This window comes from Pseudomonas sp. 21LCFQ010 (genome assembly GCF_024129905.1).
Lineage (GTDB): Bacteria > Pseudomonadota > Gammaproteobacteria > Pseudomonadales > Pseudomonadaceae > Aquipseudomonas.
Genome location: NZ_JAMYDZ010000009.1, coordinates 147,924 through 171,128 on the forward strand (window position 1 = coordinate 147,924; position 23,205 = coordinate 171,128).

At 60.4% G+C, this 23,205-nt stretch carries 22 protein-coding genes and 5 tRNA genes; 15 read left to right on the forward strand and 12 right to left on the reverse strand.

Features of this window, described 5'->3' with window-relative positions; genetic code table 11:
* The first annotated feature begins 15 nt into the window (after positions 1 to 15).
* On the forward strand, positions 16 to 762 hold the full coding sequence (locus NJC38_RS13090; protein WP_253115092.1) for a sulfite exporter TauE/SafE family protein: 747 nt from the start codon (positions 16 to 18) through the stop codon (positions 760 to 762).
* 12 nt (positions 763 to 774) lie between these two features.
* On the opposite strand, the gene NJC38_RS13095 is transcribed toward NJC38_RS13090, so the two are convergent.
* Positions 775 to 2,121, reverse strand: coding sequence for a class II 3-deoxy-7-phosphoheptulonate synthase (locus tag NJC38_RS13095; RefSeq protein WP_253115093.1), 1,347 nt, complete (start codon positions 2,119 to 2,121; stop codon positions 775 to 777).
* Between the two features lie 419 nt (positions 2,122 to 2,540).
* Between NJC38_RS13095 and NJC38_RS13100 the strand changes: the two genes are divergently transcribed.
* The gene (locus NJC38_RS13100) at positions 2,541 to 3,296 is read left to right on the forward strand and encodes a spermidine synthase (RefSeq protein ID WP_253115094.1); all 756 of its coding nucleotides are present in this window, start codon (positions 2,541 to 2,543) and stop codon (positions 3,294 to 3,296) included.
* Between the two features lie 395 nt (positions 3,297 to 3,691).
* A complete protein-coding gene (locus NJC38_RS13105) occupies positions 3,692 to 5,395 on the forward strand; it encodes a DEAD/DEAH box helicase (RefSeq protein WP_253115095.1) in 1,704 nt (567 codons plus the stop codon).
* A 186-nt stretch (positions 5,396 to 5,581) separates the two neighbouring features.
* Here NJC38_RS13105 and NJC38_RS13110 read toward each other — a convergent pair whose 3' ends face one another.
* The gene (locus tag NJC38_RS13110; RefSeq protein WP_253115096.1) at positions 5,582 to 6,349 is read right to left on the reverse strand and encodes a class III extradiol ring-cleavage dioxygenase; all 768 of its coding nucleotides are present in this window, start codon (positions 6,347 to 6,349) and stop codon (positions 5,582 to 5,584) included.
* Between the two features lie 102 nt (positions 6,350 to 6,451).
* Between NJC38_RS13110 and NJC38_RS13115 the strand changes: the two genes are divergently transcribed.
* Positions 6,452 to 7,105: a thiopurine S-methyltransferase gene (locus NJC38_RS13115; protein WP_253115097.1), complete on the forward strand. Its 654-nt coding sequence runs from the start codon at positions 6,452 to 6,454 to the stop codon at positions 7,103 to 7,105.
* A 51-nt stretch (positions 7,106 to 7,156) separates the two neighbouring features.
* Here the strand turns inward: NJC38_RS13115 and htpX are convergent, their stop codons facing one another.
* A complete protein-coding gene (htpX, locus tag NJC38_RS13120) occupies positions 7,157 to 8,044 on the reverse strand; it encodes a protease HtpX (protein ID WP_045481949.1) in 888 nt (295 codons plus the stop codon).
* Between the two features lie 222 nt (positions 8,045 to 8,266).
* A complete protein-coding gene (locus NJC38_RS13125) occupies positions 8,267 to 9,478 on the reverse strand; it encodes a pyridoxal phosphate-dependent aminotransferase (RefSeq protein WP_045481946.1) in 1,212 nt (403 codons plus the stop codon).
* 177 nt (positions 9,479 to 9,655) lie between these two features.
* Here NJC38_RS13125 and msrB point away from each other — a divergent pair, with 177 nt between their 5' ends.
* Positions 9,656 to 10,051: a peptide-methionine (R)-S-oxide reductase MsrB gene (gene msrB / locus NJC38_RS13130; RefSeq protein ID WP_045481942.1), complete on the forward strand. Its 396-nt coding sequence runs from the start codon at positions 9,656 to 9,658 to the stop codon at positions 10,049 to 10,051.
* Between the two features lie 42 nt (positions 10,052 to 10,093).
* The gene (locus NJC38_RS13135; protein WP_253115098.1) at positions 10,094 to 10,579 is read left to right on the forward strand and encodes a glutathione peroxidase; all 486 of its coding nucleotides are present in this window, start codon (positions 10,094 to 10,096) and stop codon (positions 10,577 to 10,579) included.
* A 3-nt stretch (positions 10,580 to 10,582) separates the two neighbouring features.
* On the opposite strand, the gene NJC38_RS13140 is transcribed toward NJC38_RS13135, so the two are convergent.
* Complete coding sequence (locus NJC38_RS13140) at positions 10,583 to 12,949, reverse strand: response regulator (protein ID WP_253115099.1); 2,367 nt, start codon at positions 12,947 to 12,949, stop codon at positions 10,583 to 10,585.
* 86 nt (positions 12,950 to 13,035) lie between these two features.
* On the opposite strand from NJC38_RS13140, the gene NJC38_RS13145 reads away from it, so the two are divergent.
* Together NJC38_RS13145 and NJC38_RS13150 are read left to right on the forward strand one after the other, a co-directional pair.
* The gene (locus tag NJC38_RS13145) at positions 13,036 to 13,926 is read left to right on the forward strand and encodes an ATP-binding protein (RefSeq protein ID WP_045481932.1); all 891 of its coding nucleotides are present in this window, start codon (positions 13,036 to 13,038) and stop codon (positions 13,924 to 13,926) included.
* On the forward strand, positions 13,923 to 14,405 hold the full coding sequence (locus NJC38_RS13150; RefSeq protein ID WP_045481929.1) for a GAF domain-containing protein: 483 nt from the start codon (positions 13,923 to 13,925) through the stop codon (positions 14,403 to 14,405). Before NJC38_RS13145 ends, NJC38_RS13150 begins: the two co-directional genes overlap by 4 nt.
* 43 nt (positions 14,406 to 14,448) lie before the next feature.
* Here the strand turns inward: NJC38_RS13150 and NJC38_RS13155 are convergent, their stop codons facing one another.
* Positions 14,449 to 15,207, reverse strand: a complete 759-nt coding sequence (locus NJC38_RS13155; protein WP_144403177.1) for a hypothetical protein — start codon at positions 15,205 to 15,207, stop codon at positions 14,449 to 14,451.
* A 283-nt stretch (positions 15,208 to 15,490) separates the two neighbouring features.
* On the opposite strand from NJC38_RS13155, the gene NJC38_RS13160 reads away from it, so the two are divergent.
* The 7 genes from NJC38_RS13160 to NJC38_RS13190 all read left to right on the forward strand — a co-directional run bounded on the left by NJC38_RS13160 (position 15,491) and on the right by NJC38_RS13190 (position 17,352).
* Positions 15,491 to 15,566: transfer RNA gene (locus NJC38_RS13160), tRNA-Glu, on the forward strand.
* 4 nt (positions 15,567 to 15,570) lie between these two features.
* Positions 15,571 to 15,646: transfer RNA gene (locus NJC38_RS13165), tRNA-Gly, on the forward strand.
* Between the two features lie 94 nt (positions 15,647 to 15,740).
* Positions 15,741 to 15,816: transfer RNA gene (locus tag NJC38_RS13170), tRNA-Glu, on the forward strand.
* A gap of 5 nt (positions 15,817 to 15,821) precedes the next feature.
* Positions 15,822 to 15,897: transfer RNA gene (locus NJC38_RS13175), tRNA-Gly, on the forward strand.
* A gap of 123 nt (positions 15,898 to 16,020) precedes the next feature.
* Positions 16,021 to 16,096: transfer RNA gene (locus tag NJC38_RS13180), tRNA-Gly, on the forward strand.
* Between the two features lie 229 nt (positions 16,097 to 16,325).
* Positions 16,326 to 16,850 carry a hypothetical protein gene (locus tag NJC38_RS29170; protein ID WP_253115100.1) on the forward strand — a complete coding sequence of 175 codons (525 nt, stop codon included), beginning with the start codon at positions 16,326 to 16,328 and terminating at the stop codon, positions 16,848 to 16,850.
* Positions 16,771 to 17,352 carry a transposase gene (locus NJC38_RS13190; protein WP_253115101.1) on the forward strand — a complete coding sequence of 194 codons (582 nt, stop codon included), beginning with the start codon at positions 16,771 to 16,773 and terminating at the stop codon, positions 17,350 to 17,352. The genes NJC38_RS29170 and NJC38_RS13190 overlap by 80 nt, the downstream gene beginning before the upstream one ends.
* 24 nt (positions 17,353 to 17,376) lie before the next feature.
* On the opposite strand, the gene NJC38_RS13195 is transcribed toward NJC38_RS13190, so the two are convergent.
* From NJC38_RS13195 to NJC38_RS13220, 6 genes are read right to left on the reverse strand one after another with little or no spacing between them, the layout of a single operon-like run.
* Positions 17,377 to 18,150 (reverse strand): outer membrane protein OmpK, encoded by a 774-nt coding sequence (locus tag NJC38_RS13195; RefSeq protein ID WP_253115102.1) that lies wholly within the window; start codon positions 18,148 to 18,150, stop codon positions 17,377 to 17,379.
* Between the two features lie 24 nt (positions 18,151 to 18,174).
* On the reverse strand, positions 18,175 to 18,333 hold the full coding sequence (locus NJC38_RS13200; RefSeq protein WP_253115103.1) for a hypothetical protein: 159 nt from the start codon (positions 18,331 to 18,333) through the stop codon (positions 18,175 to 18,177).
* Positions 18,334 to 18,339: 6 nt separating this feature from the next.
* Entirely contained in the window at positions 18,340 to 19,266 is a 927-nt protein-coding gene (locus tag NJC38_RS13205; protein ID WP_253115104.1) for an ABC transporter permease, read from the reverse strand.
* Positions 19,266 to 20,381: an ABC transporter permease gene (locus NJC38_RS13210; RefSeq protein ID WP_253115105.1), complete on the reverse strand. Its 1,116-nt coding sequence runs from the start codon at positions 20,379 to 20,381 to the stop codon at positions 19,266 to 19,268. Before NJC38_RS13210 ends, NJC38_RS13205 begins: the two co-directional genes overlap by 1 nt.
* The gene (locus tag NJC38_RS13215; RefSeq protein WP_253115106.1) at positions 20,374 to 21,888 is read right to left on the reverse strand and encodes an ABC transporter ATP-binding protein; all 1,515 of its coding nucleotides are present in this window, start codon (positions 21,886 to 21,888) and stop codon (positions 20,374 to 20,376) included. The genes NJC38_RS13210 and NJC38_RS13215 overlap by 8 nt, the downstream gene beginning before the upstream one ends.
* The gene (locus tag NJC38_RS13220; RefSeq protein ID WP_045481909.1) at positions 21,885 to 22,979 is read right to left on the reverse strand and encodes a BMP family ABC transporter substrate-binding protein; all 1,095 of its coding nucleotides are present in this window, start codon (positions 22,977 to 22,979) and stop codon (positions 21,885 to 21,887) included. The genes NJC38_RS13215 and NJC38_RS13220 overlap by 4 nt, the downstream gene beginning before the upstream one ends.
* Positions 22,980 to 23,205: the final 226 nt, after the last annotated feature.

Sequence of the window (23,205 nt, forward strand, 5' to 3'; positions counted from 1 at the left end):
AACCGGGGAAGTGGCGTGATTGATGTGGTGATGTTTGTGGTGCTCGGTGCGGCGATGGGCACGCTGGGCGGCTTGTTCGGGATTGGTGGCGGGTTGGTGGCGATCCCGGCGCTGGGCGTGTTGTTCGGTCTGGATCAGCAACTGGCCCAGGGCACGGCGCTGTTGATGGTATTGCCCAACGTGTTGCTGGCGCTATGGCGCTATAACCAGCGCAACAGGATTCAACTGCGCCACGCGCTGATGCTGATTGTGCCCAGTTTCATTTTTGCCTGGCTGATGTCGCTGTGGGCGGTCAGCCTCGACCCGCAGAGCATGCGCCTGGGGTTTGTCGGCTTTCTGCTGATACTGATCGTTTTCAATCTGATGCAGATGATCCGCAGCACGACCCGGCTCGGGGCTGGCCTTCAGCGCGAGCGCTGGCTCTGGTTGCTGGGGGTTGGTTCAGGGATTACCGGCGGGCTGTTCGGTGTCGGTGGCGGCGTGGTGGCGACGCCGATTCTGACCAGCCTGTTCGGTGCCAGTCAGGTGGTGGCCCAAGGCCTGGCACTGGCGCTGGCCGCGCCAAGTACCGGCATCACGTTGTTGACCTATGCCTGGCACCAGCATGTCGATTGGCACATGGGCGTGCCACTGGCGGTAGGCGGTCTGGCCAGCATCAGTTGGGGCGTCAAGCTTGCGCATTCGCTGCCGGAGCGGCAGTTGCGCAAGCTGTTCTGCGTGTTTCTGATGGTTTGCGCGGTGATCCTTGCGCTCAAGGTCTGAGCACGCGGTGGTTCAACGCTTGACCTGTTTGAGCGTATCGGCAATCAGGAACGCCAACTCCAGCGACTGGTCGGCGTTCATCCGCGGGTCGCAATGGGTGTGATAGCGGTCTGACAAGCCATCCTCGGTGATCGGCCGTGCACCGCCAATGCATTCGGTGACGTTCTGCCCGGTCATCTCGATATGAATGCCGCCGGCATGGGTGCCTTCGGCCTGATGGACCTGGAAGAACTGCTTCACCTCACTGAGGATCTGCGCAAAGTCGCGGGTCTTGTAGCCGCTGCTGGCCTTGATGGTATTGCCATGCATCGGGTCGGAACTCCACAGCACCTTGCGGCCTTCGCGCTCGACGGCGCGGATCAGCCCCGGCAGGTGATCACCGACCTTGTCAGCGCCCATCCGCGCAATCAGGTTCAGGCGCCCTGGGTCATTGTCCGGGTTGAGAATATCGATCAGGCGAATCAGATCCTCGGTGTTCATGCTCGGGCCGACCTTGACCCCGATCGGGTTATGCACGCCGCGCAAGAACTCGACATGGGCGCCGTCGAGCTGTCGGGTACGGTCGCCGATCCAGAGCATGTGTGCCGAGCAGTCGTAAAAGTCCTGGGTCAGGCTGTCACGGCGCACGAAGGCCGCTTCATAGTTGAGCAGCAGCGCTTCATGTGCGGTGAAAAAACTGGTTTCGCGCAGTTGCGGGGCGCTGTCCAGGCCGCAGGCGCGCATAAAGGCCAGGGTCTCGTCGATACGGTCGGCCAGTTGGCTGTATTTTTCAGCCAGTGCCGAGTTGGCGATGAAATCCAGATTCCATTGATGGACCTGATGCAGGTCGGCAAAACCGCCCTGGGCGAAGGCGCGCAGCAGGTTCAGAGTGGCGGTGGACTGGTGGTAGGCCTGCAACAGGCGGTCCGGGTCCGGCACACGGCTCTGGCTGTCGAAGCCGATGCCGTTGACGATGTCGCCGCGGTAGGCCGGCAGGGTCACGCCATCGATGGTTTCATCATTGGCCGAGCGCGGCTTGGCGAACTGGCCAGCCATGCGCCCGACCTTGACCACCGGGCAGCCCGAGGCAAAGGTCATGACAATTGCCATCTGCAGCAAGACCTTGAAGGTATCGCGGATCTTCGCTGCGGAGAATTCTGCGAAGCTCTCGGCGCAATCACCGCCCTGCAGCAGGAAGGCGCGCCCTTCGGTCACTTCGGCAAACTGGCGGCGCAACTCGCGTGCCTCACCGGCGAACACCAGTGGCGGGAAACCGGCCAGGGTCTGCTCGACGCGCTGCACATGAGCGGCATCGGGGTACAGGGGTTGTTGCTGGATCGGCAAGGCCCGCCAGCTGTCCGGGCTCCACGGTTGGTTCATTGTCGGCTCATGTCAGGGCAATTCGGGAGCCGCATGTTAGGGGCTGTTGCCGTTTCATCACAACCGCGCCGAGTTCTGTTTGTCGGCCAGCATAGGCTTCACTCTGTTGGAATGCGTGTGACAACACAGCCACGGCCCTACGGGTTGCGCCCCAAATCGCACCAGCTCGGGCGGCGCTCCGCTCTTCGAAAGGCTTGAAAAGGCTGCGACCATTTCCTGCGTCCTTCGCCTCGCCTGACACGACTTGGCGCTGCAACGCGGCCTGCGCTGAAACGGCAGCAGACCCTGGCAGCTTGATGGGGGCTACCGAATGCCGGGCGACGACAGCCAGCAGATCAATGTTGTGACAAGGCCCGGCATTTGGTCGACAATTCGCATTTTGCGCTCAGCACTGCATGAGCCAGCCGCCAGGAGAGGTCATGACCGACGAGCGTGAAGAACGAATCCTGGCCGAGGTCCACGATGACTTCGGCATGATCCGTGTACTGGAAGTCGAAGATTATCGGTTTCTCGAATTTGGCGATGCGATCGAACAGAGCTGCACCTTCACCGCCGACCCGGCCTGGCTGGAGTACGATTACACCCGTGCCATGCTGATCGGTGCGCTGTGCCATGAAGCGCCGGAAAGCGCGTTGTTCCTGGGCCTCGGTGCCGGCACCCTGACCCAGGCGTGCCTGAAGTTCCTGCCGCTGGAAGACGTCGAGGCCATCGAATTGCGCCCTGAAGTGCCGCGTCTGGCCATGGAGTACATGGGGCTTGAAGATGATCCGCGACTCTACATCCGGGTCGGCGATGCCTTGCAGTTGCTGGAAACCGCCGAGCCTGCCGACCTGATCTTCGTCGACCTGTACACCGATGTCGGCCCGGGTGCCGGGCATCTGGCCTGGAGTTTTCTGGAGAACTGCCAGAAACGTCTGACCCCCGGCGGCTGGCTGGTCATCAACCAGTGGGCGAACGATGACGGCAGGCCGCTGGGCGCGGCGCTGTTGCGCGGGCTTTATCATCGGCATTACTGGGAGCTGCCGGTCAAGGAAGGCAATGTCATTCTGATTGTACCGGCCGACCTTGAACAGGTGCTTGAGCTCGATGCCCTGATGGCCCGTGCAGAGGCTCTGGCACCACGCCTGGGCTACTCGTTACAGACGCTGATCAAGGACATTCGTCCGGCTTCATGACACGCGGCGGCGGGCAGATTGTCGCAGTAGACAGACGGCGCGGGCAGGGCCATTGTCAGCAAACATGAATCGATTTAGCCGGGATGTACCGATATCCGCTGCTCGGCGCCTGCATCACCCGCGAAAACGGCGGCGCCGGGCTGCATGAAACGTGTGTCAAATGGCCAATTTTTCATAAAAAAACCCTCACTTAACCTGGCAATTCCGGTATAGTGCGCGCCGGCCTTTCACCGGGCCGTCGTTCAGAGGGATGCATTAGCCGGAGCCTGCTTCGGTGGCTGGTTCGCAAGCCGGACTATCCTGAACGATCCATTCATCAATTGTTTTCGCAAATCCCCGCCACAAAGCAGCCAGGGTGACTCTTGAGTCGTACACGGCACGCGCAGCTTTGCAGCATGGGTCTTTGCGGATGCACCAGAGGCAGACCCATGACCCAGGAAAACGGCGGCTTCGCCGCTCTCGATCTTCATCCGAATATTGTTGCTGCTGTTATCGCTACAGGCTACGAAGAGCCTTCGGCCATTCAGCAACAATCGATCCCTATCATTCTTGCCGGTCACGACATGATTGGCCAGGCGCAGACCGGTACCGGCAAGACCGCCGCGTTCGCCCTGCCGATCCTCAATCGTATCGATCCGAGCAAGCGTGAGCCCCAGGCCCTGATCCTGGCGCCCACCCGCGAGCTGGCCCTGCAAGTGGCCACTGCGTTCGAAACCTACGCCAAACAGATGCCGGCCGTGAACGTCGTCGCTGTCTACGGCGGTGCGCCGATGGGCCCGCAGCTCAAGGCTATCCGCAATGGCGCGCAAATCATCGTCGCCACCCCGGGCCGTCTGTGTGACCACCTGCGTCGTGACGAGAAAGTCCTGACCACCGTGAACCACCTGGTTCTGGACGAAGCTGACGAAATGCTCAAGCTGGGCTTCATGGATGACCTCGAAGTGATCTTCGATGCCATGCCGGAAACCCGTCAGACCGTACTGTTCTCGGCGACCCTGCCGCCGTCGATCCGTGCGATCGCCGAGCGTCATCTGCGTAACCCGCAGCACGTCAAGATTCAGACCAAGACCCAGACCGTCACCAAGATCGAGCAGGCTCACCTGCTGGTTCACGCTGACCAGAAGACCAACGCGGTCCTGAGCCTGCTGGAAGTCGAAGACTTCGACGCCCTGATCATGTTCGTGCGCACCAAGCAGGCCACTCTGGACCTGGCCAGTGCCCTGGAAGCCAAAGGCTACAAGGCTGCTGCGCTGAACGGTGATATCGCCCAGAACCAGCGTGAGCGCGTCATCGACTCGCTCAAGGATGGCCGCCTGGACATCGTGGTCGCGACCGACGTCGCCGCCCGTGGTCTGGACGTACCGCGCATTACTCACGTATTCAACGTCGACATGCCGTACGACCCTGAGTCTTACGTGCACCGTATCGGCCGTACCGGCCGTGCCGGTCGCGAAGGCCGTGCGCTGCTGCTGGTCACCCCGCGTGAGCGCCGCATGCTGCAGGTCATCGAGCGTGTAACAGGCCAGAAGGTTGCGGAAGTCCGCCTGCCGGATGCCCAGACCATCCTCAGCGCCCGCATCAAGAAACTGACCAACAGCCTGACGCCGCTGGTGGCTGATGCTGAAGCCAGCCATGGCGAGCTGCTGGACCGCCTGACTGCCGATATCGGTTGCACCCCGCGTGCCCTGGCTGCCGCGCTGCTGCGCAAGGCCACTCTGGGTCAGGCGCTGACCCTGGCCGATATCGAGCGTGAGCGTCCGCTGGTTCCAAACAACGCCCCACGTGCTGATCGCGGTGAGCGCGCCGAGCGTGGTGACCGTCCAGAGCGCGAGCGTCGTGCACCGCTGCCACTGGGTGAAGGCCGTGCGCGTTGCCGTACTGCACTGGGTGCCCGTGACGGCATTGCTGCCAAGAACCTGCTGGGTGCGATCCTTAACGAAGGTGGTCTGGCGCGTGACGCCATCGGCCGTATCCAGATCCGTGACAGCTTCAGCCTAGTTGAACTGCCCGAAGAAGGTCTGGAGCGTCTGCTGGCCAAGCTCAAGGACACCCGCGTAGCCGGTAAGCAGCTCAAACTGCGCCGCTATCGCGAAGATTGATCTGAGCGAATAAAAAATCCCCGACTGGTTCGGGGATTTTTTTTGCCTGCACGACAGCCAGGCATTTTTTGGCTTGGCTTGGCGGTACAGACAACCGCGGCAAACAATCTTGCACCGACCGAAAAACCTTCGCGACCAAGGTCGCCCCACAGAGGTCTGTAGTGGCGAAACCTCAGGTGTAACGCCTCATCCAAACCTATAGATATCCATCCCCAGCGCCCCTAGGGTAAACCCCTGATGGGCGATGCTGAACGCACCTCCCGCGCCACGGGCGAAATACAGCGGCAACAGATGCTCATCACTCGGATGATTACGCACCGCATGGGGTGCCAGGCGACGGTAATCATGCAACGCCGCTTCGTCGTCGCTGCCCAGCCTGTCGATCATCCAGTCACGAAACGCCAATGCCCAATCAGTGGCCCGCTCGGGACCGGCCTGCCAGTCCAGTTCGCGCAGGTTGTGGGTAATGCTGCCGGAGCCGATGAGCAGAATGCCTTGGTCACGCAGCGGTGCCAGCGCCTTGCCAATTCGGGTCTGCAACTGCGGGCCGTGCTGGCTGGGCAGCGACACCTGGACCACGGCAATGTCTGCCTGCGGATACATCAGGCTCAGCGGCACCCACACCCCATGGTCAAACGGGCGGCTTTGGTTCAGCTTGACCGGCAGGCCGTCGGCGCTCAGTAGCGCCGCAACCTGGGCCGAAACCTCAGGAGCGCCAGAGGCTGGATATTGCACCGCGAACAGTTCGGCGGGAAAGCCACCGAAGTCGTGCCAGGTGTCAGGCTGTGGATTGACGTTGACCTCCAGTTGCGGGCTTTCCCAATGCGCCGAGACAATCACGATTGCCCGTGGGCGCGGCAGGTTGGCAGCGATGCGCGCCAGGGCCGGGCCGCTGGCACCCGGTTCCAGGGCAAGCATGGGAGAACCGTGAGAAATGAACAGGCTGGGAAACATGGACGGCTACCGGATGGGAGTGAGCCTTCATCTTCAGGCACAATACCTATCCAGTTCCAATATAAGTTTTTCGGGCTTTTAATCGAATTTTCGGGAGGATCAATGGAGCCGGAGTTCTGGCACGAGCGCTGGGCCAACAGCCAGATTGGCTTCCATCAGGCTGCCCCCAGCCCCTACCTGGCGCGCTATTGGCCCGGCTTGCCGCTGGCGCCCGGCGCACGGGTGCTGGTGCCGCTGTGTGGCAAGAGCCTGGACATGGCCTGGCTGGTCGAGCAGGGCCATTACGTGGTGGGCGTCGAACTGTCGGCCAAAGCGGTGCAGGACTACTTCAGCGAGCGTCAGGTGAAACCGCAGATTACCCGGCGCGGTGCGTTTGAGGTGTACAGCGGGGCAGGTTGTGAGTTGTGGTGCGGGGATATCTTCAATCTCGACCCTGAGCTGCTCGGGCCGGTGCAGGGGCTGTATGACCGCGCCGCGATGATTGCCTTGCCGGTACTTATGCGCAAGCGCTATGTCGAGCTGCTGGATCGCTTGCTGCCAGCGTCCTGCGCTGGGCTGCTGGTCACGCTCGACTACGAGCAGGAGCAACTGCCGGGCCCGCCTTTTGCGGTGTCGCCCGAGGAGGTCGGGTTGTTGTCGCAATGGCGCTGGCAAGCCACCCTGCTTGAGCAAGTCGATGAGCTGCCCAACAGCATCAAGGCGCGCAAGGCCGGTGCAACGCGGCTTCAGGAGCAGGTCTATCAGCTGGAGCGCTGACCCCATAAAAAAGGGCGACCCCAGGGTCGCCCTTTGCGTAGCGGCCTGTCATCAGCCGCGACGGCGCAGTGCCTCGATCCGTACTTCCAGCGGCGGGTGGCTCATGAACAGGCCTGCCAGGCCGTGCTTGAGGCCGCCATTGATGCCAAACGCGCTGAGAGTGGCCGGCATCTGGACCGGCACACCTTGCTCGGCCTGGAGGCGTTGCAGGGCGCCGATCATGGCCTGGGTGCCGGCCAGTTGCGCGCCGGCCTCGTCGGCGCGGTATTCACGTTTGCGCGAGAACCACATGACGATGGCGCTGGCCAGAAAGCCCAGTACCAGCTCGGCAAAGATGGTCGTCACGTAGAACGCAATGCCCTGGCCGCTCTCGTTCTTGAAGATCACTTTGTCGACGAAGTTGCCGATGATCCGTGCGAAGAACATCACGAAGGTGTTCACCACACCCTGCACCAGCGCCAGGGTGACCATGTCACCGTTGGCCACGTGGCCGATTTCGTGGGCCAGCACGGCCTTCACTTCGTCGGGCGAAAAGCGCTCAAGCAACCCCTGGCTGACGGCGACCAGCGCGTCGTTACGATTCCAGCCGGTGGCGAAAGCGTTGGCCTCGTAGGCCGGGAAAATCCCGACTTCCGGAGTCTTGATCCCGGCCTCGCGGGCCAGTTGCTCGACGGTTTGCAGCAGCCATTGTTCATGGCGAGTGCGCGGCTGGGTGATGATCTGGGTGCCGGTACTCATCTTGGCTGACCATTTGGAAATCAGCAAAGAGAACAACGAGCCGGCAAAACCGAACACGGCGCAGAACAGCAAGAGCTGATTGAGGTTCAGATCAACCCCGTTGGCCGCCATGATCCCGTTGAAGCCAAACAGGCTCAAGGTGATGCTGGCAATCAGCACCACCGCCAGGTTGGTGGCCAGGAACAGCAGAATGCGCATCATGGTCGAAAGGTTCTCCTCGGATAAATTGCAGCGTAATGCCGGGTATATAAGGCGATGCCAGTCGCTATTCAACAGGGGGACTATTTCAAACTGTGTCGCCTCGTCCTGCCTGAGAATAAAACCTTCGGGCTGAACAGTGGCTGAGCGTGACCCGATAGTGGACATCGGGTCAGCGGGGGAAATTCCCGACCCTGCCAGGGCGGCAGGATCGGCGGCAGCCATTTACTGGCGATAATTCTTGAGGAAGTTGCCGATCCGGCCGATCGCCTGTTCCAGGTCATCGACCCGCGGCAGGGTCACCACCCGGAAGTGGTCCGGCCATGGCCAGTTGAACGCGGTGCCCTGAACGATCAGCAGCTTTTCCGAGAGCAGCAGGTCAAGGGCGAACTTTTCATCGTTGAGAATCGGGCAGACCTTCGGGTCGATGCGCGGGAACGCGTAGAGCGCACCCATCGGTTTGACGCAGCTGACGCCCGGGATGTCGTTGAGCAGCTCCCAGGTACGGTTACGCTGCTCCAGCAGCCGGCCAGGTGGCAGCACCAGGTCGTTGATGCTCTGGTAGCCGCCCAGCGCGGTCTGGATCGCATGCTGGCTCGGTACGTTGGCACACAGGCGCATGTTGGCCAGGATGTCGATGCCTTCGATGTAACTCTGGGCGGCATGCTTCGGACCGGAGATGGCCAGCCAGCCGGAGCGGAAACCTGCCACGCGATACGACTTGGACAGGCCGTTGAAGGTCAGGCACAGCACGTCCGGGGCCAGCGAGGCGGTGCTGATGTGCACGGCTTCGTCATAGAGGATCTTGTCGTAGATCTCGTCGGAAAACACCACCAGGTTGTGCTGGCGGGCCAGCTCAAGCATGCCTGACAGCACTTCTTTGGGGTAGACCGCACCGGTTGGGTTGTTAGGGTTGATGATCACCATGGCTTTGGTGTTCGGGGTGATCTTGGCCTTGATGTCGGCCAGATCCGGCCACCAGTTGGCCTGCTCGTCGCACAGATAGTGCACCGGGTTGCCACCGGCCAGGCTCACGGCGGCGGTCCATAGCGGGTAGTCCGGCGCCGGGATCAGCACTTCGTCGCCATTGTTGAGCAGCGCCTGCATCGACATCACGATCAGCTCGGACACGCCGTTGCCCAGGTAGATGTCTTCGATACCGACACCTTCGACCTGCTTCTGCTGGTAGTACTGCATGACTGCTTTACGGGCGCTGAACAGGCCCTTGGAGTCACTGTAGCCCTGGGCAGTCGGCAGGTTGCGGATCACGTCCTGAAGAATTTCGTCCGGGGCTTCGAAACCGAATGGCGCCGGGTTGCCGATGTTCAGCTTGAGGATGCGATGGCCTTCCTCTTCCAGACGCTTGGCGTGCTTGAGCACCGGCCCGCGAATGTCGTAGCAGACGTTGGCGAGCTTGTTCGATTTGCTGAACTGCATGTTGATGATCCCGAAGATGGACGTGCGGCAACGATGTGCGGCGCAATGGCCGTGAAAATGGGTTTGTCTGGTCTTGAAGCGGGTGACAGACTGATGACTGATGAGGCGCAATCATACGTGCCACCCGACCCGTGGAAAAGACACAGATCGGGGTTTTTCCGAACCGGAGGTGTATCAGTGGACAAGTTGCAAAAGACCCTCAAAGAGTGGGAAGAGATGCTCGATCCGCTGCAGTATCAGGTGTGCCGGCTCAAGGCTACCGAGCGGCCGTTTACCGGCAAATACAACAGCACCAAGACGGCGGGCATCTATCATTGTGTGTGCTGCGGGCTGGCGCTGTTCGATTCGGCGACCAAGTTCGACTCCGGCTGCGGCTGGCCCAGCTTTTATCAGACCCTGGACGACAGTGCGGTACTTGAAGTGCGCGATGTCAGCCACGGCATGATTCGTACCGAGGTGGTCTGCGCTCAATGTGATGCGCATCTGGGCCACGTGTTTCCGGATGGCCCGCCGCCCACCGGGCTGCGCTATTGCATCAACTCGGTGTGCCTTGACCTGGTGCCGAGCGCCTGACGGCGTCAACCAATCTGCCATTGAATACAAAGGGACATAAGCATGAGCCAGGACCTGCTGAACATTGCCTGCACCACACTCAGTGGCGAGCGCAAGAGCTTGGGTGACTATGCCGGCAAAGCCTTGCTGGTGGTCAATACCGCCAGCCAGTGTGGCTTCACGCCGCAGTACAAGGGGCTGGAGCAACTCTGGCAGAGCTACCGCGAGCGCGGCCTGGTGGTGCTTGGTTTTCCGTGTAATCAGTTCGGCAAGCAGGAGCCGGGCAGCGATCAGGAGATCGCCGGTTTCTGCGAGTTGAACTATGGGGTCAGTTTCCCGCTGTTCAGCAAAATCGACGTCAATGGCCACAATGCCCATCCATTGTTCGTCCAGCTCAAGCAGCGCGCGCCTGGCTTGCTGGGCAGCAAGCAGATCAAATGGAATTTCACCAAGTTTCTGATCAGTGGCAATGGCCAGCAGATCAAGCGTTTCTCGCCGCTGACCAAGCCCGAGGCACTGCACGACGAGATCGAAGCGCTGCTGCGCTGAGCCTCACAGGGCGATGGGCGGCAGGCCCTGAGTGGCGGGCAGCCATTGATCCAGCACACTGAGCAGGTCGGCGCGGCGAAACGGTTTGGCCAGGTAATCGTTCATTCCGGCTGCCCGGCAGCGTTCACGCTCTTCGGGCATCGCGTTGGCGGTCAGCGCGACGATGGGCAGGTCCGGCCAGCGTCCGCTGCGGCGAATCTGCTGGCTGGCTTCGTAGCCGTCCATGACTGGCATATTGCAGTCCATCAACACCAGATCAAAGCTGCCGGACTCCAGCTGTTCCAGCGCCTCGCCACCGTGGCTGCTGATGATCACTTCGCAGCCCAGCTTATTGAGCATGCCCTTGGCCACCATCTGGTTGACCGGGTTGTCCTCGACCAACAGGATGCGTGCCTTGTGCGGCAGGCTGGGTTTTTTTTCGGTGTGCTCGGCGCTGTCACTGGACTCTTGGCGCAGGGTGCGGCGCAAGGTCTGGTACAAGGCGTTGCGAGCCAGCGGGCGGGCCTGTTGCTGCAGCGGCGCCAACGCGGTGACCTGCTCGCCAGGCATGAAGTTGCCGTAGGCCGTCACCAGCAGAATCGGGATCGATGTAATGCGGCGGATATCGAACAGGCATTCCGGGCAGTCGGTGACCAGCAGGTCCGGTTGCTGAGGTGCCTCCAGCAAGGTGCTGGCCTCGTCGATGCTGCGGCGCTCCAGGGTGACGCCCCAGGCGGGCAGCAGGCTGCCGAGTAATTCCACCAGGCCGCTGCCGGCCATGCTGATGACGGTGACATGACCGCTGAGCCGGTTCTGCATGATCGCAGACAGGTGCACCGGCAGCGGCAGGTCTGCGCAGAAACGACTGCCAAACCCGGGCTGCGATTCGATGCTCAGTTCGCCGCCCATGGCTTCACACAGATTGTGAGTCAGCGCCAGGCCCAGCCCGGTGCCGCCAAACTGGCGGGTAATGGCGGCTTCGGCCTGGGTAAAGGGCTGAATGATTCGCGCCTGGGCTTCCCGGGCGATACCGATACCGGTGTCACGTACCTCGATACGCACCCGGTAATCAAGGCTCTGCGGCTGCTGGTAATGAGTCAGGCGCACGTCAACCCGGCCAAAGCGGGTGAACTTCAGAGCGTTGGACAGCAGGTTACTGACAATTTGCCGGACCCGGGTCGGGTCGCCGATGATCAGTGAGGGAAAGTCCGGCGCGATCAGGCAGGTCAGTTCAACGCTGGGCGCGCTGTTCTGCGAGAGTAGGGTGGCGGTGTCCTCGATCAGGTTGCACAGGTCGAACGGAATACGCTCGAACTCCAGATGACCCGAATTGAATTTGGACATGTCCAGAATATCGTTGAGCAGTTCGACCAATACTTTGCCCGAGTCGTGGGCAATCATCAGTTGTTGGCGCTGTTCGGCGCTCAGCGGTCCGTCGAGCGATAGCGCCAGCATGCCCAGCAGGCCATTTAGCGGGGTGCGGATTTCATGGCTCATATGCGCCAGGAACGCCGAGCGGGCCTGGGCCATGTCCAGCGCGGTACTGCGTGCCTGTTGCAGTTCTTCGTTGGACTGGCTCAGGCGCAGGTTGCTCGACTTCAATTCTGTGGTGCGCGCCGCAACGATGTTTTCCAGTTCGTCCAAATGCGTGGTAAGGCGATTTTCTGCTTCGCGGCGCTGGGCGAACTCACTGGCGACGGTCTCGATCTGGCGGTTGACGGTTTCGACCAGGATGCCGATTTCATCGCGTTCATGGCCGGGCGGGCAGACCAGCTTCTGCTGCTCACGGCGGCGAGGGTCATGGTGGGTCAGATCGCGAATCAGGGCGACCAGCGGCTTGGTCAGGGCCAGGTAAGAAAAGGCGCAGAGAATGGCGGCCAGGAGCAGGCTGCGGGCGAAGCTGTTGAGCAGGGTGATTTCAGTACGGTGCAGGAACGGGCTGCCGAACGCAAAGGTGTCCACGGTCAGGCTCAGGGTGCCGATAGGTTCATTCGGCATGTTATCGAGGCTCAGGTTGCGCTCGAACTGGCGGGTTTCGCCAAACAGGAAGTCGCTGATCAACCGGTAGCGGCCATTGCTGAGATTGCGCTCGACACTGGCCAATACCATATTGTTGTTATCGGTCAGGCGTGCGCTGACCACTGCCGATGATTGCAACAGCCCGAGTGTAAGTTCCTGGGCCAGCTCGGAATCGATGTTGTAGGCAATGCGTGACGCCGGATTGTGGCTGATTTCCAGCAGGGCATGAATTTCATGATCGATAGCCGCATCTTCGCTGGCATAATCGAGACCGATTTGTAACAGGCTCAGCAGCGTCCCCAGCACGAACCCGACCACCACGGCCAGGCGGGCCTGCTTGAACGACAACCTGTTGGTAAACGCTATATCCATTACCTACTGCCACTTCCGTTCTGACGTGCGCAGCTAGCATAGCTGATTGGTGCGGTGGATTAATCGGATAAACCCAAGGAGATAGAGTGGATTCCCGGCTGAATGCTTTTCTTGAACGCGCCGAAGCCGTGCTCACGCGGCTCGAGCCCCTGTTACCGGCTGTCCGCGAGCCGCTCGACTGGTCTTGCTCACTGGCCGCGCGCTGGGTGCGTGAAGGCCGCAGCGGGTATTTGATGCCGTTGCAGGTCAGTCTCGACATGCGCCTCTCTGACCTGATCGGGGTCGATCAACAACGTGACCAGTTGGGCCGCAACACCCGCCAGTTCATTGATGGTCTGCCGGCCAACCACGCATTGCTCTGGGGTTCGCGTGGCACCGGCAAGTCGTCGCTGGTGCGGGCGTTGCTGGCCGAATACGCTGATGCCGGATTGCGGCTGATCGAACTGGAGCGCGATCATCTGGCTGACCTGCCGCGGGTGGTTGAACAATTGCAGAAGTTGCCCCAGCGCTTCGTGCTGTTTTGCGACGACCTGTCCTTCGAGTCGGGGGAGGGCGACTACCGGGTGCTCAAGAGCGTGCTGGATGGTTCGCTGGAGCAGGCGCCGGATAATGTTCTGCTGTATGCAACCTCCAACCGCCGCCATCTGGTGCCGGAAAAGGAAAGCGACAACGTCAACTGGAAGCATGTTGATGGCGAACTGCACCCCAGTGAGGCGGTGGAGGACAAAATCGCGTTGTCAGACCGCTTTGGTCTATGGCTGTCGTTCTATCCTTTCACCCAGCCGCATTATCTGAATGTGGTCGAGCACTGGATCGGCCAGTTGGCCGGGCAGGCCGGTTTGCAGTGGCAGCGCGACGAGGCGCTGGATATTCTCGCGGTCCGCTGGGCCACCGGTCGTGGCAACCGTAACGGCCGGTGCGCCTATCAGTTCGCCCGCTACTGGGTGGGTCTGCAACTGCTGGAGCAACAACCATGATCGATCTGAGTGATGCTGGCAGCGGCCTGCAAGGCTATGAGCTACTGGCAGCGCAACTGCAGGCGCTGTTGTCCGGGGAGCGAGACTTCATTGCCAATGCGGCGCAGTTTTCTGCCTTCTTGTATAGCCAGCTCGAAGACCTGAACTGGGCGGGTTTTTACCTTAATAAAGATGACGAGCTGGTGCTGGGGCCATTCCAGGGCCAGGTGGCCTGTGTGCGTATCGCCTTTGGCCGTGGGGTCTGTGGTGCTGCGGCACAAAGCCGACAGACCCAACGGGTCGAAGACGTGCATGCGTTTCCCGGTCATATCGCTTGCGACAGCGCCTCGAATAGCGAACTGGTCGTGCCGTTGATCAAGGACGGGCGATTGATTGGCGTGCTGGACCTGGACAGTCCGAAGCTCAAGCGGTTTGGCGAGGTGGATCAGGCGGGGATCGAGCGGCTGGCGGAGATATTTTTGCAGGCCAGTGACTGTTGAACCGTCGGGCCGGTGCGCAGCGCAACTGCGCACCGGCCAGTGATCAATCGTAGATAACCTTCTTCTTCCATTCGGTCTGTTCTGCGTCGGCCTTCAAGCCTTCGGTCAGGGCGTTTTCGTCGTTCTCGGTCGGTGCGGTATTGGTCAGTACGATGGAGTTGACGCGCGCCAGGTTCTTTTCCATGGCCGCCAGTTGCGCCTGATACGTCACCGGGTCTGGCTGGTTGCGCAGGTATTGTACGCCGCGCTCGAACGCCAGACGCGCCTGGCCTGGTTGTTCCTGGTTCATTGCTTCCTGCCCCAGGGTGTTGAAAAACTCGATGTGCAACAGGACCAGGATGGTACGGATCTCGCGAATCCAGTGCTTGGCTTCGCTGGTGTGCAGAAACCCGTCATGAGCGGCACGGGTGACCTGGCCGTGCAGGGCTTCCAGCAGAAAACGCACGTCCTTGGCCTTGGCCTCGGTCTGGATCGGCGTCGCCGGGTTGGTGACCGGGATCGACTCACCCTTGCCGACCAGCTCTTTTAGCTCTTCTACGCGGTACTTGAGCTGGGCATTGTTCTTTTCCATGCTCAGCATGCGCTGCACTACATTGAGTTCAAGGCGCGTCAGCAGCAACTTGAGGGCAGGCGACATGAGTTGCCCGGGAAAGGTTTCGCTGATTTCAGTGCAACGCCGCAGTCGGTCGCTGAGTTCGACCTTGGTGCGGGCACTATCAAGCTTTTTGTTCTCAGCCACGTGGTTCAGGTAGCCGATTGCTATAAGCAGTGCGATACCGACCAGTATGAGCACCGTGATCATGAGTGGTGTCACTGTGCAAACCTCTATTAGTCCAGGTGTGATGATGCGAGTGTAGTGGCTAAGCACTACTGCGCATAGATGTTCTTATCTGCCGCGGCAAGCAAATCTTGATCGCCAGCCATGACAATCCGACCTCCGGCAAAAGCCCAGGTTTATACCGAAGTAATTGATTTCAATAAATTTTCATACGGGGGTTGACGACCTCGCAATCCATCAATAGAATGCGCGCCACTTACAGCGTAAAGCATACAGCGTAGCGCGGTAAGCAGTGAAGTAGTAGCGTGTCCCCTTCGTCTAGTGGCCTAGGACACCGCCCTTTCACGGCGGTAACAGGGGTTCGAGTCCCCTAGGGGACGCCAATTTGCGGGAATAGCTCAGTTGGTAGAGCACGACCTTGCCAAGGTCGGGGTCGCGAGTTCGAGTCTCGTTTCCCGCTCCAGTTTCAAGCAGCTTTGCTTTGGCAAAGTTGGTGAAAACCAGAATGACCATTTGTCAGTCTGGGTACTGAAATGTAGCAATATGTTTCAGGTAGTGTCCCCTTCGTCTAGTGGCCTAGGACACCGCCCTTTCACGGCGGTAACAGGGGTTCGAGTCCCCTAGGGGACGCCAAATTTGCGGGAATAGCTCAGTTGGTAGAGCACGACCTTGCCAAGGTCGGGGTCGCGAGTTCGAGTCTCGTTTCCCGCTCCAGTTTTGGCGTTCGAAGTCTTGTGACTTCAATGCGAGAAGCCTCGCGGCAGTCGAGGCTTTTTTATGAGTCGGTTTTGGCTCATGAGTGTTCGGTAAATCGTTGTTGCTGACGATTTCCAATATGCGGGAATAGCTCAGTTGGTAGAGCACGACCTTGCCAAGGTCGGGGTCGCGAGTTCGAGTCTCGTTTCCCGCTCCAGTTTTGGCATCCGAAGCCTTGAGCTTCAATGCATAAAAGCCTCGATTAAATCGAGGCTTTTTTTTTGCAAAAAATAATCGCGACTTCTGACGAACCCTCTTTTTTATTCAAATTACCAAGCTGGCGCGAAAAGCCCCTTCCTTCAGGTGGGGGATGAAAGCGCCACCGCGAAGCGGTCATAGGGGTTAATATCCATAAAACCGCCCTTATTCTGTGTTTCATGACTGAAATGAAAGCGACCAGAACCCTCAAGATTCGAGTGCGAGATAAGCATGCAGCGCAGTTGCGTGAAGCTTCTCGTGCTGTGAATTTTGTGTGGAACTACGTAAACGAGTTGAGCAGTCGCACGATTCGTGAGCGTGGTCGTTTTCTGTCGGCGTTCGACATTCACAAGTACACCAACGGGGCCGGCAAAGACCTGGGACTGCACAGCCAATCGGTGCAGGCTGTTGCCGACGAATATGTCACACGGCGCAAGCAGTTCAAAAAGCGCCAGCTACGCTGGCGCTGCTCGGGCGGCGCTCGGCGCAGCTTGGGCTGGGTGCCCCTCAAGGCCGGTGCTGCTGTCTGGAAAAACGGCCAGGTCGTCTTCAACAGACAGCACTTCAAGGTCTGGGACAGCTACGGCCTGGCGGGCTTTAAATTCAGATCCGGTAGCTTCAACGAGGACAGCCGTGGACGCTGGTATTTCAACGTCGTGGTCGAGGTCGACCGGCAGTTATCGCCAGGCCAGAGCCACCTGCAGCGACGGTGATCGCCTTGAAAGCGGCAGGTTCTACCGGGATCTGGAGAGCGCCCTGGGCACGGCCCAGCGCGCCGGCAAGAAGGCCCGTGTGCGGGCGATTCACGCCAAGGTTGCGAACCGCCGCAAGGACGCCCTGCATAAGTTCAGCAACGCGCTGGTAGCGCGTTGTGGCGTCATTGTGGTGGGCGATGTGAGCTCACTGAAACTCGCGAAAACCAGGATGGCCAAGTCGGTGCTGGACGCCGGCTGGGGTCAATTGAAAACCATGCTGGAATACAAATGCGATCACGCAGGCACGGTTTTCAAGGTTGTTAGCGAAAGAGACACCACCCAAACCTGTTCGAGCTGCAAGCAATTGCCGGACTCGAGGCCGAGAGGTATCGCAGGGCTTGGAATAAGGGAATGGACTTGTTGTGGGTGTGGTGCCACCCACGACCGCGACGTCAACGCCGCAAAGAACATTCTCGCGCTCGGGCATGAGCGTCCAGTTGTGGGAATCCCCGCCCTTTAAGACGGGGAGGATGTCAACGACTCGTTAGAAGTGCGCCTTTAGCAGCAAGCTGATCGCGCTCTGGTCAGTCGCGAACACCTGGCTGTCTTTGATTCCGTACTTGTCGCTCCAGTAGTCGTATTCGACACCCACATAGAACTTCTTGCCGAACCCGAGTCCCTTGGCCAGGTCGTATTTGATCTGCGGGTTGAAGTGCAGGTTGGCGTGGTAGCTCTTGTCGTTGTCGACCACCCAGTCCATGAAACCGTCGAGGACCAGCTCGGAGTTACCCACCGGGACGGTATAGCTCCACACCGGCGTGATCTGCCAGACGCCGCTGCCGTCACGCTTGCCGTCGCGTTCGCGGTAGTAGGTGTTTAACTGGAAGTAATCGAAGCCGGGAATGTTCAGGTCCACCGCAGGGCCGAGCAAATAGTTTTTAGCGCCATCTTCGCCAAACTCATAGGTGGCCGCCAGCAGCACATCCTTGATTGGCCCGAACGACAGGTGGGTTCCGGTGATCTTGCCCAGCGACAGGCGCGGGCTGATTTCACCGTAAAAGGTGTGACCGTCACTGGCCGCGTTAGTGGCTTTGCCGTTGTACTTGGTGACGTCGACAAACAGGAACAGGTCGCCGAAACTCCAACCGCTGGCATGCTCAAAGGTCAGGGTCTGCTGCTTGGTCGGGTCGACTTTGAAATCGATACCGTTCAGATAAGTCAGGCTATTGTCCTGCCACTGTAAAAGGTCACCGGCCATGCTTTGACCGGCCACAAGGAGACCGCCTGCCAACATCAGGGAAGTAGCGCTGTAGTTCATTAAGTGTGCTCCGGAACTTCGGGATCAGGGTTCTAAGTTGTTGTGTGTGTCGCGCGGCAGTTCCAATGCAATCATCGCGGCACGCACCGCGGCGCGCAGTGCGCCGACGGTCGTGACCGTGTATGCAAGTTTTTTGTTATGGGCTGCAGTGAAATTTTTAAACGTTAATAAGTACCAAGGCATGACGCCTCAGCGTCGTTGTTCGCGTATATAGGGCTCGCCCAGTGCGCCAGGCTGGCTGGCCTGTTCACCGCTGCTGATGGCGACCCAGATCATCACCAGCAGGGTGACTGCATAAGGGGTCATCAGCAGAAAGTACTGCGGCAACTGCACGCCGGCAGCGGCCAGTTGTGGAATCAGGGCTTCGATGGCACCGAACAGCAACGCGCCGGCCAGGGCACGCCAAGGCGACCAGCGCGCAAAGATCACCAGTGACACGGCAATCCAGCCACGCCCGCCGGTCATGTCGGCAATCCACATCTTGGTGCTCAACACCGCGATATAAGCACCGGCCAGGCCGATCAGTGCCGCCCCCGCGACAATCGCCGCCAGCCGATAGGTCAGCACTGGAATGCCGGCCGCATCGGCAGCCTGTGGGTTTTCGCCAACAGCGCGCAGACGCAGGCCGGTCTGAGTACGCTGCAGAAACCACACCACGGCGATGAAAATCAGCACAGTCAGATACACCAGCGGGTTTTGCACGAAGACCTTGCCCATCACCGGCAACTCGGAAAGTGGCCACAGTTCAACGCTGTGCAGGCCGCTGACCGGTCGGTTGGTCCAGCCCAGTACGGTGCCTGTCAGTCCGGTCAGGCCTTGGCAGAAGAACACCAGCGCAAGACCTGCGATGACCTGATTGATCCGCAGCACCAGCACCATTACGGCGAACAGTAACGAGACGACACTGGCGGCCAGCATCGCGACCAGCAGTGACAGGCCGGCCAGGCCCAGGCCCAGTTGCATGCCGATACCGGCCAGGGCGCCGACCAGCATTAACCCTTCGGCGCCCAGTGCCAGCACGCCGGCGCGTTCGGTGAGGATCAAACCCAGCGCCGCCAGGGCGAAAGGCACCGCGAAATCCGGCGCGTTGCCGAGCCAGTGAGTCAACAGTTCCATCAGCAGTCTCCAGCCTGAATACGCCGCAAGCGATGGCGAATGAAAAAGTCCGAGCACGCCACGCAGATCACCAGAATCGCCTGAATCAACTGCACCATCGAAAAGGGGATCTGGTAGAACACCTGCAAGTTGCGCCCGGCGACGAACAGCAGGGCAATCAACAGCGCCACCACGGTTGCCGCCACGGGGTTGTTACGTGCCAGAAAGGCGATTAGCACACCCGAGAAGCCGTAGCCCTGATAGAACGACTGGGTCAGCCGACCTTCCTGGCCTGCCGTGACCACCCATCCGGCGATGCCGGCCAGGGCGCCAGACAGCAGCACGGTGGCGATGATCATCTTGCGCACCGGTACACCAATCGCTGCGGCCACCCGCGGATTGGCATCGACGAAGCGCAGGTACAGACCGGCGCGGGAGATGCCGATGAACCACAGGGTGAAGGCGGTGATGACCAGTGCCATGAGAATGGCCACGTTATAGCCGGCGATAAAGTCGGGGAGGCGCTCGAAACTCTGCAGGGGCGGTGAGTAGGGAAAGTTGTCACGCGGGTCTTTCCAACTGCCGTACACCAGATGCAGCAGGAAGTTGGCCGCGATGTAGTTGAGCATCAGTGTCGAGATGATCTCATTGACCTTCAGGTGCAGCTTCAACAGCACCGGGCCCAGGGTCCAGAGCATCGCGCACAGCATGGCTGCGAGCATCATCAGCGGCAGACGCAGGACCTGCGGGCCGATGTCGAACAGTGAAATCGCCGTGGCGCCAATCGCGCCCCAGATCATCTGGCCTTCCAGGCCAAGGTTCCAGAACCGTGCGCGAAAGGCCATGCAGCCGGCCAGGCCGACCATGATCATCGGCGCCGCCTGGAACAACACGGCACGCAGGTTCTGGGCATCGAGCAGGGTCTGCACAACAAACTCGTTGAGCAGTTCCCCCGCTGGAACACCGGCACTGATCAGGATCAACGCGCAGATGGTCAGACCCAGTAGCAGCGCCAGGCCGATCACCAGCGCTTGCTGGTGCCAGGTCATCTGCTGGCGGGTTTCCAGAGCATAGCGTCGGCCGAACAGCGGCTGACGTGGGCGTGCGGTGGATTGAGGCAGCGTGGTATCAGTCATGGCTCACCATTGCTTTACCGATGGCCTGGCGGTCGGCGGGGTGTGCGAACTCGGCGACAATGCGCCCGCCGTTCATCACGCCAATTCGGTCGGCCAGCGTCAGGACTTCATCGAGGTCTTCACTTATTACCAGTACGGCGGCGCCAGCATCACGGGCGGCACGCAAGCGGCCATGCACGGCTTGGGTGGCACGCACATCCAGGCCACGGCTGGGGCTGTGCACCACCACCAGTTGCGGGTCGCGGCTGAACTCGCGGGCAATCACCAGCTTCTGCGCGTTGCCGCCGGAGAGCAGGGCAGCACCCTGGTCCAGGCTGCGCACGCCTTGCACATCGAACCCGCTCACCGCTGCTTGCGCATCGCTGCGCATACGCTTGCCGAGCAGGCGCAGGAACGAGCCGTAGCGCCCTGCATGAACCTGACCGATGGCAAAGTTCTCGACCACGCTCAATGAACCCGCCAAGGCGGCGCCGTAGCGGTCAGCCGGAATACAGGCGATGCGCAGGGTGCGGCGCTGCTCGGCGCTGGCAGCGCGCAGATCACCGAAACCCTCCAGGTGAATCTCGCCTTCGGTCGGCTGGGGCAGGCCCATCAGGGCATTTGCCAGCTCGCTCTGACCGTTGCCGCCCACCCCGGCAATGCCGTAGATCTGCCCGGCGCGCAGGCTCATGTTCACCCCCGCCAGCGGCCCGCTACCGGGCGGGCTGCGCAGGTCACGCACATGCACCCGCACCGGCCCGGCCGGTGGACCTGCCTGATAACCGGCCTGGCTTGCCTCACCCACGGTCAGGCGCACCAGCTCTTCGATGCTGACGCTCCGGGGATCGAGGGTCTGAATGGTTTTGCCGCCGCGCATCACCGTCACCCGATCAGCAAAGCGCTTCACATCGGTCATCTTGTGGGTCACCAGCACCACGGCAGCGCCTTGTCGGGCGAACGCTTGCACGGTCGTGAGCAGTCGTTCGGCTTCCACATCGGTGAGCACGGCGGTGGGTTCATCGAGAATCAGAATGCGCGCGCCGGCGAGCAGCACCTTGAGAATTTCCACGCGCTGCTGTTCGGCCACCGACAGTTGTTCCACCGGCTGGCGTGGGTCGAGCACAAAGCCCAGATCGGCTGCCTTGGCGCTGATCTGCTCTTCCAGCCGTTTCAGGCGCTTGCCATAGCTGCCCTGTTGCGGCTCGGCGGGCAGGCCGAGCAGGATGTTCTGCGCCACCGTGAATGGCTTTACCAGCTTGAAGTGCTGATGGACCATGCCGATCCGGTAGCGGCTGGCATCCTTTGGACCGCTGAGCCGCACCAGGTTGTCATCCACCAGCAGGCTGCCGGTTTCTGGCGCATACAGGCCGGCGGCAATGTTCATCAATGATGATTTGCCAGCGCCATTTTCCCCCAGCAATGCGTGGACCTCGCCCCATGCGGCGCTGAAGTGCGCGTCACTCAAGGCCTGGAAACCGTCGAACGACTTGTTGATGCCGGTCAGTTGTAGCGCGTTGACCTGTCTCATTGCTGAGTCTTCACGCCGTTGACGAACCAGTCCATTTTCCACAGCTCGGCGTCAGGCATGACTTTGCCGGCGGCGATTCGCTCTTTGCCGTCGCGATCACTCAGCGGGCCGCTGTAGAGGACTTTGGTCCCGGCGAGCAACTCGGCGCGGGCGGCCTCGATCTTCGCCCGATCAGTAGCAGAAATGATCGGGGCGTCGGTCAGACTGATATCAGTGCCACCTTGCTGCATCGACAGCAGTGCACCGTTGGCCGAGGGCTGCCAGTTACCGGCCATGACTTTTTTCAGTTCCGGCGCCAGGAAGCGCTCCCAGACCCACATCGACGAGCAGACAGTTGCTTTTGGCGCAAACTCACTGAGGTCACGGTGATAGCCGGTGCCGTGCACACCACGCTCCTGGGCGACCAACTGCGGCGTCGGGCTGTCGACGTGTTGCCCGATGACGTCTGCACCGTTGTCGATCAGCGCCATGGTCGCGGCGCGTTCCTTGACCGGGTCGTTCCAGGCGCCGGTATAGACCACATTGACGGTAGCTTGCGGGTTGATCTGCTGGGCACCCAACTCGAAGGCGTTGACCGTCCAGTTCACCTGGCCGAAGGGGTTGGCGGCGACAAAGCCCAGCTTGCCGGACTTGGACGCTGCTGCGGCAGCCATACCGCACAGGTATTGGCTTTCATAGGTGCGCCCATAGAACGATTCAAGGTTGGCTGCGTTGGTCGTGCCTGAGCCATTGAGGAAGGCGACGTCAGGGTATTTGCGGGCCAGTTCCAGAAAGGTATCGGAGTAGCCGAAGGCTGTGCCGACAATGATGTTGGCGCCCCGGGCGATCAGCCGGTCAACGACCGGAGTGATGGCCGCAGCATTTTCAGGCACGCTCTCTACGAACTGAATCTTCTGGTCGAGTTCTTTTTCCAGTTTTTGCCGGGCCTCATCGAAGGCTTGCGTCCAGCCGCCGTCGTTACGCGGGCTGATATACACCATGGCGATCTTCGCCGGTGCCTTGAGCGTTAGCCCCTCGGCCTGTGCCAGCCCGATGGCGCTGGCAAACAGAACGGCCGCACACACAGTACTCTGCAAAACATTCCTGAACATAAGTCGTTTTCCTGCTGATAGGCGAATGATTAACAGCACAAGGCTGAGCCGGCGGGCCCTCTGGCTCAGCGCGGTATGGCCAACAGCAGCTTCCGTGCCATTAAAAATAAGTCTTTTATTAACAGTAGGTTACAAATCGAATGCGATGAAAACGGATCATATGGTCTGATTTAGAGCACTTAGTTTGTGCGTGGCGCACGAGAAGCGGGCGACACAATCGCCAGGC

Coding starts and splice junctions, on each gene's coding strand:
- NJC38_RS29170 (WP_253115100.1), top strand. CDS start 16,326: ATGAAAGCGACCAGAACCCTCAAGATTCGAGTGCGAGATAAGCATGCA.
- NJC38_RS13095 (WP_253115093.1), bottom strand. CDS start 2,121: ATGAACCAACCGTGGAGCCCGGACAGCTGGCGGGCCTTGCCGATCCAG.
- NJC38_RS13135 (WP_253115098.1), top strand. CDS start 10,094: ATGAGCCAGGACCTGCTGAACATTGCCTGCACCACACTCAGTGGCGAG.
- NJC38_RS13205 (WP_253115104.1), bottom strand. CDS start 19,266: ATGGAACTGTTGACTCACTGGCTCGGCAACGCGCCGGATTTCGCGGTG.
- NJC38_RS13115 (WP_253115097.1), top strand. CDS start 6,452: ATGGAGCCGGAGTTCTGGCACGAGCGCTGGGCCAACAGCCAGATTGGC.
- NJC38_RS13220 (WP_045481909.1), bottom strand. CDS start 22,979: ATGTTCAGGAATGTTTTGCAGAGTACTGTGTGTGCGGCCGTTCTGTTT.
- NJC38_RS13195 (WP_253115102.1), bottom strand. CDS start 18,150: ATGAACTACAGCGCTACTTCCCTGATGTTGGCAGGCGGTCTCCTTGTG.
- NJC38_RS13125 (WP_045481946.1), bottom strand. CDS start 9,478: ATGCAGTTCAGCAAATCGAACAAGCTCGCCAACGTCTGCTACGACATT.
- NJC38_RS13140 (WP_253115099.1), bottom strand. CDS start 12,949: ATGGATATAGCGTTTACCAACAGGTTGTCGTTCAAGCAGGCCCGCCTG.
- NJC38_RS13150 (WP_045481929.1), top strand. CDS start 13,923: ATGATCGATCTGAGTGATGCTGGCAGCGGCCTGCAAGGCTATGAGCTA.
- NJC38_RS13210 (WP_253115105.1), bottom strand. CDS start 20,381: ATGACTGATACCACGCTGCCTCAATCCACCGCACGCCCACGTCAGCCG.
- NJC38_RS13155 (WP_144403177.1), bottom strand. CDS start 15,207: ATGATCACGGTGCTCATACTGGTCGGTATCGCACTGCTTATAGCAATC.
- NJC38_RS13100 (WP_253115094.1), top strand. CDS start 2,541: ATGACCGACGAGCGTGAAGAACGAATCCTGGCCGAGGTCCACGATGAC.
- NJC38_RS13215 (WP_253115106.1), bottom strand. CDS start 21,888: ATGAGACAGGTCAACGCGCTACAACTGACCGGCATCAACAAGTCGTTC.
- NJC38_RS13110 (WP_253115096.1), bottom strand. CDS start 6,349: ATGTTTCCCAGCCTGTTCATTTCTCACGGTTCTCCCATGCTTGCCCTG.
- htpX (WP_045481949.1), bottom strand. CDS start 8,044: ATGATGCGCATTCTGCTGTTCCTGGCCACCAACCTGGCGGTGGTGCTG.
- NJC38_RS13200 (WP_253115103.1), bottom strand. CDS start 18,333: ATGCCTTGGTACTTATTAACGTTTAAAAATTTCACTGCAGCCCATAAC.
- NJC38_RS13105 (WP_253115095.1), top strand. CDS start 3,692: ATGGGTCTTTGCGGATGCACCAGAGGCAGACCCATGACCCAGGAAAAC.